The 7,503-nt window shown below is 37.1% G+C and carries 8 protein-coding genes; 4 read left to right on the forward strand and 4 right to left on the reverse strand.

From position 1 onward, the window contains the following. Window positions 1-96 precede the first annotated feature (96 nt). A complete protein-coding gene (locus V7266_RS02015) occupies window positions 97-351 on the forward strand; it encodes a YrhC family protein (protein WP_335465552.1) in 255 nt (84 codons plus the stop codon). Window positions 352-827: 476 nt separating this feature from the next. Next, window positions 828-968: a YrzI family small protein gene (locus tag V7266_RS02020; protein ID WP_335465553.1), complete on the forward strand. Its 141-nt coding sequence runs from the start codon at window positions 828-830 to the stop codon at window positions 966-968. 470 nt (window positions 969-1,438) lie between these two features. On the opposite strand, the gene V7266_RS02025 is transcribed toward V7266_RS02020, so the two are convergent. Further along, complete coding sequence (locus tag V7266_RS02025; RefSeq protein WP_335465554.1) at window positions 1,439-3,238, reverse strand: M3 family oligoendopeptidase; 1,800 nt, start codon at window positions 3,236-3,238, stop codon at window positions 1,439-1,441. Between the two features lie 251 nt (window positions 3,239-3,489). On the opposite strand from V7266_RS02025, the gene V7266_RS02030 reads away from it, so the two are divergent. After that, entirely contained in the window at window positions 3,490-4,446 is a 957-nt protein-coding gene (locus V7266_RS02030; protein ID WP_335465555.1) for a F510_1955 family glycosylhydrolase, read from the forward strand. Between the two features lie 74 nt (window positions 4,447-4,520). Here the strand turns inward: V7266_RS02030 and sigK are convergent, their stop codons facing one another. Both sigK and pssA read right to left on the reverse strand, forming a co-directional pair. Further along, the gene (sigK, locus tag V7266_RS02035; protein ID WP_160721831.1) at window positions 4,521-5,234 is read right to left on the reverse strand and encodes an RNA polymerase sporulation sigma factor SigK; all 714 of its coding nucleotides are present in this window, start codon (window positions 5,232-5,234) and stop codon (window positions 4,521-4,523) included. Between the two features lie 166 nt (window positions 5,235-5,400). After that, a complete protein-coding gene (gene pssA / locus V7266_RS02040; RefSeq protein ID WP_335465556.1) occupies window positions 5,401-5,940 on the reverse strand; it encodes a CDP-diacylglycerol--serine O-phosphatidyltransferase in 540 nt (179 codons plus the stop codon). Between the two features lie 129 nt (window positions 5,941-6,069). Between pssA and V7266_RS02045 the strand changes: the two genes are divergently transcribed. After that, window positions 6,070-6,852 carry a phosphatidylserine decarboxylase gene (locus V7266_RS02045; RefSeq protein WP_335465557.1) on the forward strand — a complete coding sequence of 261 codons (783 nt, stop codon included), beginning with the start codon at window positions 6,070-6,072 and terminating at the stop codon, window positions 6,850-6,852. Between the two features lie 79 nt (window positions 6,853-6,931). Here the strand turns inward: V7266_RS02045 and V7266_RS02050 are convergent, their stop codons facing one another. Further along, window positions 6,932-7,072: a sporulation histidine kinase inhibitor Sda gene (locus V7266_RS02050; protein ID WP_251563454.1), complete on the reverse strand. Its 141-nt coding sequence runs from the start codon at window positions 7,070-7,072 to the stop codon at window positions 6,932-6,934. Window positions 7,073-7,503 lie beyond the last annotated feature (431 nt).

Consider the following 7,503-nt stretch of genomic DNA (forward strand, 5'->3'; position numbering starts at 1 on the left):
GGTGCCTGTCACCTTTTCTAATATTTACATACTGTCTAGCCGCTATTTCTGTGGTAAAGTAGGTTAGTAGATTTTAAGAAAGACAGGTGATAAGTGGTGAAGCAGCAAACCAGGGTTTTGTATGAAAAAATGGTCGATTTTAAACGTTTCGGAACTGTCTTATTGGCTGTTGGTATCTTTTTTTACTTAGGTGTTATTATTCCAGTTGAAGCAAAAACGGAACTTGAACTAAATTTAATGGTTCTTTCGTCTGCAACTTTTATTGCTTTTTCCATTTTGTTTTTTATCCAGGCAAAGCAGTGTCAATCAAAGCTGTTAGAAATGGATGATAACGAAGATTCATATAATTAAACGGCAGGCGCTCCGATTTATAGTCGGGGCGCCTTTTTACGTACTTTAAGAGGGCAATTTCCTTATTTATAAAAAACTTACAAAAAATGGTTTACAAAGTTAGTTAGCGTGGATATAATTACAATATAAAGTGAAATATTCCAAAGGAGGTCGAAGAAGATGATGGTAAATAGAACCGTTTACCCAGCATTCGCAGGTATGAAAACTGTATACTTGAATATTGCTCATTCGACCAGATTGGAATGGATCGCTTAGCGCTTCAATTGCGCAACGTGACAATACATATCCATGCCGCAGGGAGAATGACGCCTTGCGGTATTTTTGTGCCTAAAATTAGGTTTCTGGCCGCAGGGGGATCTCTTTCTGCGGCCTTTTTGTGCCCTTTTTACGAGCCAATTGGATATGTGGTGCATAAGGTAAAACGGCAGGCATTGAACTGTGAATGAAAAAAAATCTATTAGAGGAGGTGATTGAACATGACCCTGAATATCCTATTCTTAACGATTACGATCAAAAAACGAAAAATCAGCACCGAAGAAGCTGTCAATCAAGAAATGATTGAAAAGCTTTATGAGGAAAACAAAGACAGACAAATGTCTATGTATCGGATGATGTAATAGTAAGTGTTCAAAAAAATATGCGAAGAAAGGTGGTTTTTAAAATGATGTTTTTTCTATTGCAGGGACGAGGAGCAAGTTTATGGGATATGAAGGATACCACCTAGTCTAGGAAGAAAAATAGGAGGTAAAATTATAATGCCGCTGCACACTATATTTTTATCATTACTATTTAAATTGAAGAAAAACAAAAACACTAATTCGTAATGAGTCACATATAAACCATGCTAGTTAACCTCATATCATTGTTAACAAAATGTTCATTATTCCTTGAGATTGGTACTGTAAAAATATGATAAATTCAAATTAGAAATAACAGATCTCTAAGGGGTGGAGAACATGTTTATGGTTGTGATGGCTCTCGTTATTACAGGGGCAATTGGATGCGTAATTTCAGCTGAGATTAGTGTAGAATAAGATAAAAAAATGAGCATGGGCTAAATAAAGCTCATGCTCATTTTTTATCTAGATTATTTCTTTTCCGTTAATTCGAGGAATTCATCGATATCAGCAAGACAAGTGCCCACGGCCTTTTCCCAAAAGTCTTTTTGGGTTAAATCCACTTGTAAATGTTTTTGTGCCAAATCCTCTACCTTCATGGAGGCCGTATCTCTTAAAAGAGCCATATATTTTTCCTCATACCCTTTCCCCTCTTCAAGGGCCTGTGCATAAATGCCCAACGAAAAAAGGTAGCCAAATGTATATGGAAAGTTATAAAACGGTACATCTGTGATAAAAAAGTGGAGCTTAGAAGCCCAAAAGAGTGGATGGTATTCGTCCAAAGAATCACAATAAGCCTCTTTTTGTGCAGCCAGCATCAATTCACTAATCCGATCTGCAGCAACCGTTCCAAGTTTTCTCTCTTCATAAAAACTCGTTTCAAACAAGAAGCGAGCATGGATATTCATGAGAAGAGCAACCGTCCGCTGGATTTTATCATCCAAAAGAACAAGCTTTTCTTCTTCGTCCTTCGTATTTTTAACAGCTGCGTCTGCAACAATCATTTCGGCAAAGGTTGAGGCTGTTTCTGCTACATTCATGGCATAGTTGCAATTGAGAAAGGGGACGTCTCTCATCGCATAAGAATGAAACGCATGTCCGAGCTCATGAGCGAGTGTAGAAACATTTGATGGCGTACCGGAGTAGGTCATAAAAATCCGCGATTGCTCGTTCTCAGGAAGATAGGTACAAAAACCTCCTGGCGCTTTCCCTGGACGATCCTCTGCTTCAATCCACTGTTCCTCAAAAGCATTTTTCGTAAAGTCTGCAAGCTTTTCTCCAAAAAGGGCAAAGTTTCTTTCAATAAAATTAGCCCCTTCTTGGTAAGGTACCTTTGTTTCCGTTTTGCCATACGGTGCCTCTAAATCAAACCAGCTTAACTTCTCAAGCCCCAAGAGTTTTGCCTTGCGATTCAAATAATCAACGAGCTTTTGTTTGTGTTCCGAGATGACTGCCCACATCGTTTCCAAGGTCACTTTTTCCATCCGGTTAATGCTGAGCGGTTCTTTTAGGACATCCTCCCATCCTCGCTTTTGATAAACACTCAAACGGAATCCAGCAAGATGATTAAGTGTTTTGGCAAGAATGTCGGCTTGGTTTCCCCAAACAAGTTCCCAACTTTTAAAAACGGCAGCACGAATTTCGCGGTCCGGGTTTGAAAATTTGTTAGAAGCCTGTCCGACAGAAAGTTGTTGCTCCACACCGTTCTCACTAAAAGGGACTTTTATTTTACTAACGATTAAATCATATAGTTGTCCCCAGCTATGATAGCCGTCAACCTCAAGGGTGCTGATTAACGCTTCTTCTTCTTTAGAAAGCTTCTCCTTAGCCTTTTCACGGCTCTCCGTCAACACAAAGCTAAATTCTTTTAGGGATTCTGTGGCAACTAACCGCTCCCAGACTGTATCATCAATTGTGGTAAAGTGATGGTTCAGTGAACCTAACGCTGTTTGAAATACAGCTCCCAAACTCGTAATTTTTGAATCAAGAGAGTAAGCTTTTTTATCTTTGGTATTTTGGGCTAATAAACAGCCAATAAACGCTCCAGCTTGAGTTAACTTCTTTGCCGAATTTTCTAAATAGCTTAAGAGTTCCTGCAAGTAGTGACTGTCCTCCTCTGTATTTAGGGGTGTCCAATTCGTGACCTTTGCTTCAAATCCTTTTATACTTTCCTCCGTTTGAACAATGAAATTATGTAATTCATCGGAATCACTTCCTCCAGGGAAAAACACATCAAGATTCCATACTTCTGAATATGTATTGATAGTCATGCTTGTACCTCCTCATTTATGTACTTCTACATTATAATCCATTTACAAAAAATTCTCTTACTTTGCACTTATATAAAAATGGCTATGCAGGGAGCACAAGCCTGAAAAATCCTTTTAAATAAATGACGGAATACCAGGTTTTCTGTAGAAGATTATTTGACAACCATATTGGGAGTGGGGTATAAGTGGATGGATAAGGATTCTTAAACAAATATCTCATAGTTTAATATGAAGTCTTGTAGGAGGATAAAATGAAGCTTACGATTAAAACGTTTTTTGCTTTGTTATTAGGAGTACTGTTGATTACATCGGGCTGCTCGAATAAGAGTCAGGTTAAAAAAGAAACGAGTTCGAAAAGTAAAACGGCTTTCAATATCGTGGATGCAGGTACCATTAAGGTGAAAAATATCTGGGGGATCGGCTACCCGGGAAACGATACAGCCCTATATATAGCTGGAGATAATGGATTAAAACTTTACAAGGATAAAAAGTGGTATAAAACAACAACAAATCAACATAACTATATCGGATTTCAGGCTGTCGAGTCTGGATTTATCGCCAGCGGCCATCCACAAAAAGGGACGGGCTATAAGGATCCATTTGGTCTAGTAAAAAGTAGTAACAAGGGAAAATCGATCGAGAAGCTTGCCTTTTATGATAAAGCTAATTTTCATTTTACGGCGGCTAGCTACTCCGGAAATGGACTCTATGTTATTGGGGAAGAACAAAGCGATGATGTAAGTTTGGGTGTAAATTATTCTACTGATAACGGGGAAACATGGAAAAAGTCTGAGTTTAAAAATTTCACTGCAGATTCAATGGGGATGATCGCTGTGCATCCAACTAACGGTAATACCATGGCGATGTCAACCAGATCTGGTATTTATTTTTCAACCGATAATGGGAATACCATGAAACTGATAACTGACCCAATCATGGTTACGGCATTAACTTTTAGTGGGGATTCGATTTTATTTTCAAGTGTTGAAGACGAAAAAATTCAATTAAAAACAATTACCCCTTCCACGGGTGATCAAACTAATCTAATTATTCCGTTTCTAGATTACGATAACCCGATTACCTATTTGGCTGTTAATCCGAAGAATACCAATCAGATCGCGTTTACAACCTACAAAAATGATGTTTATGAATCCACTGATGGAGGAAAGACGTGGAATAATATACTAAGGGACGGTAAGAATAAATAAAGCAGGACCAAAAGGGCGGGGGGTTACTCCTGCTCTTTTGGCCTGTCTTATCTTCATCGTGATAAAATCGCAGGTTATCTTTTTTTACGTTCTTTCTCAGCCCGATAAAACTCATGGAACATTTTCATCAACGCTCGTTTTTCAATCCTTGATACGTAGCTCCTTGAGATTCCTAGTTCTTTCGCGATTTCCCGCTGCGTTTTTTCTTTTTGTAAATCCAGACCAAAGCGGCCGATAATGACCTCTTTTTCTCTGTCATCAAGGACTTCAATATATTTTTTAATTTTCTCTAGCTCCATGTTAAGTTGTATAGTATCTACTACATCTTCAGATTCTGATTTAAGGACATCAATTAATGAAATCTCATTGCCCTCCTTATCTTGACCGATTGGGTCATGCAGGGAAACGTCCTTTTTTGTCTTTTTGAGTGCTCTTAGGTGCATGAGTATCTCATTCTCAATACATCGTGCTGCATAAGTGGCGAGTTTTGTTCCTTTTCCTTCTGAATAACTCTCGATTGCTTTTATTAATCCTATGGTGCCAATGGAAATTAAATCTTCTGAATCCTCTCCGGTATTTTCGAACTTTTTAACAATGTGGGCGACAAGGCGTAAATTGTGTTCGATTAACATATTACGTGCGTGCGCATCCCCTTCTGCCATTAACCGTAAATACTTTCTTTCATCCGCCGCAGAGAGGGGTTGAGGAAAGGCATTATTTTTTACATAAGAAACAAGAAATAAAAATTCCTTCATCAAATATCCGAGAGCTGTTAAGATTCCAGTCATCTACATCCACCCCCGTGCTTTTTTGGACTTTAGCCCTTTTAATAATTCCTATGAAAAAAACAAGAAATTGTGTCTGTCCTGATAATTTTTATTTACAAAAATAAAAATGACCCTTCTAGCAAGTTGCTAAAAAGGTCAGATTAGTTTCAAATAAGTTCAGGACATTTTATACTTTTTTCAGTTTAAAGGAACTAACCATAAGAAATGATAAAATAATCATAATAAATAAGAACAGTTGTGAGGGGAGATAAGGGATTGCCAAATAACTTAATGTGGCAAGGCATCCCGCTGCAGTAATCGGTAATCCTGTAAAATAACCATTACTCTCTGTTATATTAAATCGTGCTAATCGAAAGGCTCCACAGGCGATGTAAAAAACGGTGAAAAACGAACCAGGTCCGCCAAATTCAAATAAAATTCCTTGGTATAGTAATAGTGCTGGTGCGACTCCAAATGATATAATATCACTCATGGAATCCAGTTGTTTACCTAATTCAGATTCAATATTAAATTTCCGGGCGATCATACCGTCAAACCGGTCTGCTAGGGCTGCAATAAAAATGAGTAATAAACTTAAGCGTAAATTTCCATGCAAGCCAAGGACAATTGCAAAGCCACCGAGTGAAAGGTTTGTTATCGTAATAACATTTGCTGTTTGGGATTTTAGTTTTTTTATTGTGTGATCCAATACGTCCAAAAGAAACATTCTCCACACCACTCCTTTTTTAAAAACAGCAGGGAATTATATTTTATTTAGGTTATTCTATACTATTTAATTCTAAGGGTTTTATGTCATTGCGTAAAGAGTATTTTTACACTATTTGGGGGTATTATTATGTTACAAGGTATCTATCGGATCTTGATAGAATTGACCAATGGAAAGTGGTCATCTGTGATTTTAAAAAAGTTTGCTCGTTCTCCAGTTAGCCGGTTTGTTGTACCATCATTTGCAAGGATTTATCAAATCAATCTGGAGGAAATGGAAAAAGGGCTGTCTGAATATCCGACCTTGCATGATTTGTTTGTGAGAACGTTAAAAAAAGAGGCAAGAAACATTGATTTCCATACGGACACTGTAGTCAGTCCTGTCGATGCTGTTTTGGAAGACGTTGGTATGATTAAAGAAACTAGTGACATCATGGTAAAAGGGAAAACTTATTCAATCGGTGAAATGCTTGGGGACCCTGCTATTTTGACCAAATATCTGAATGGTACATATATGATTTTATATTTGAGTCCAAGTCACTACCATCGTATCCATAGCCCAGTCAATGGAACGGTCACTAAACAATGGGAACTAGGTTCAAAATCATACCCAGTTAATAAATGGGGATTAAAATATGGACGAAGGACCCTCTCGAAAAATTATCGAGTAATAACTGAAGTGAAAACAAACTATGGCCATGCTGCCATTGTTAAAGTTGGAGCCATGTTTGTTAATTCAATCGAAACCACTCATAAGGGCAGTGAATTAGAAAAAGGCGGGGAAATGGCCTATTTTAGTTTTGGGTCAACAGTTGTTCTCCTATTTGAAAAGGGGAGCTTTCAAATGGACAAATCACTTCATACTCCACAAGAGCTTAAGGTTGGAGAAAGACTAGGAATACTAGTAAAGTAATACAAAACGGCGCTGTTTAGCGGCGTTGTTAATTTTACTCTATAAAAAAAGAAAAGCCCTTAGAGGGCAGATGATAGATTTAAGAAGATTTTTTGATTTTATTGTATAATGAACGACGGTGAATCTCAGACTCAATGAGACCAATAAATTCTGGGCTTAAGTTTAATTCTCTTGCTTTAAAATATGATTCAATTAATAATTCATCTGACAGTTTCCGCATGTCAGAATCCACCTCCGATTTTAAAAAAATAGTTCTATTTTATGAGCACAAAACATAAATTGGTAAGTTCAATAGCTGTAAACTAAATTTACCAAATTTATTCCTTAAGAACAATCGTTCTCGTTATCCACAGATTTCCGTGGATAACTTGTGATTAATTTGTTTATAAAGCAAACAAATGTAAAGGATTCAATGGGTAAAGTGTTAATAAGGTTATCCACAGAGCAGCTAAGAGAAGGTCTTTGTCGAAAAATATTTATTTTAAATTATAGTGAAATCAGTAAATCATTAAATTTAACAGAAAGTATCGCATTTGAATCCTCATGTATTGTCGATATTTGAAGGATAATAAGATATAAAGTATTTTTGAGACCTTTCACTTTTCTTTTGAAACGAGGGGTGAAATTGGTTATGATGATACAAGAAAAGAA

The organism is Neobacillus drentensis, assembly GCF_036965645.1.
Taxonomy (GTDB): Bacteria; Bacillota; Bacilli; order Bacillales; family Cytobacillaceae; genus Neobacillus; species Neobacillus drentensis_D.

Coding starts and splice junctions, on each gene's coding strand:
- V7266_RS02050 (WP_251563454.1), bottom strand. CDS start 7,072: ATGCGGAAACTGTCAGATGAATTATTAATTGAATCATATTTTAAAGCA.
- V7266_RS02025 (WP_335465554.1), bottom strand. CDS start 3,238: ATGACTATCAATACATATTCAGAAGTATGGAATCTTGATGTGTTTTTC.
- V7266_RS02030 (WP_335465555.1), top strand. CDS start 3,490: ATGAAGCTTACGATTAAAACGTTTTTTGCTTTGTTATTAGGAGTACTG.
- pssA (WP_335465556.1), bottom strand. CDS start 5,940: ATGTTTCTTTTGGACGTATTGGATCACACAATAAAAAAACTAAAATCC.
- V7266_RS02020 (WP_335465553.1), top strand. CDS start 828: ATGACCCTGAATATCCTATTCTTAACGATTACGATCAAAAAACGAAAA.
- sigK (WP_160721831.1), bottom strand. CDS start 5,234: ATGACTGGAATCTTAACAGCTCTCGGATATTTGATGAAGGAATTTTTA.
- V7266_RS02045 (WP_335465557.1), top strand. CDS start 6,070: ATGTTACAAGGTATCTATCGGATCTTGATAGAATTGACCAATGGAAAG.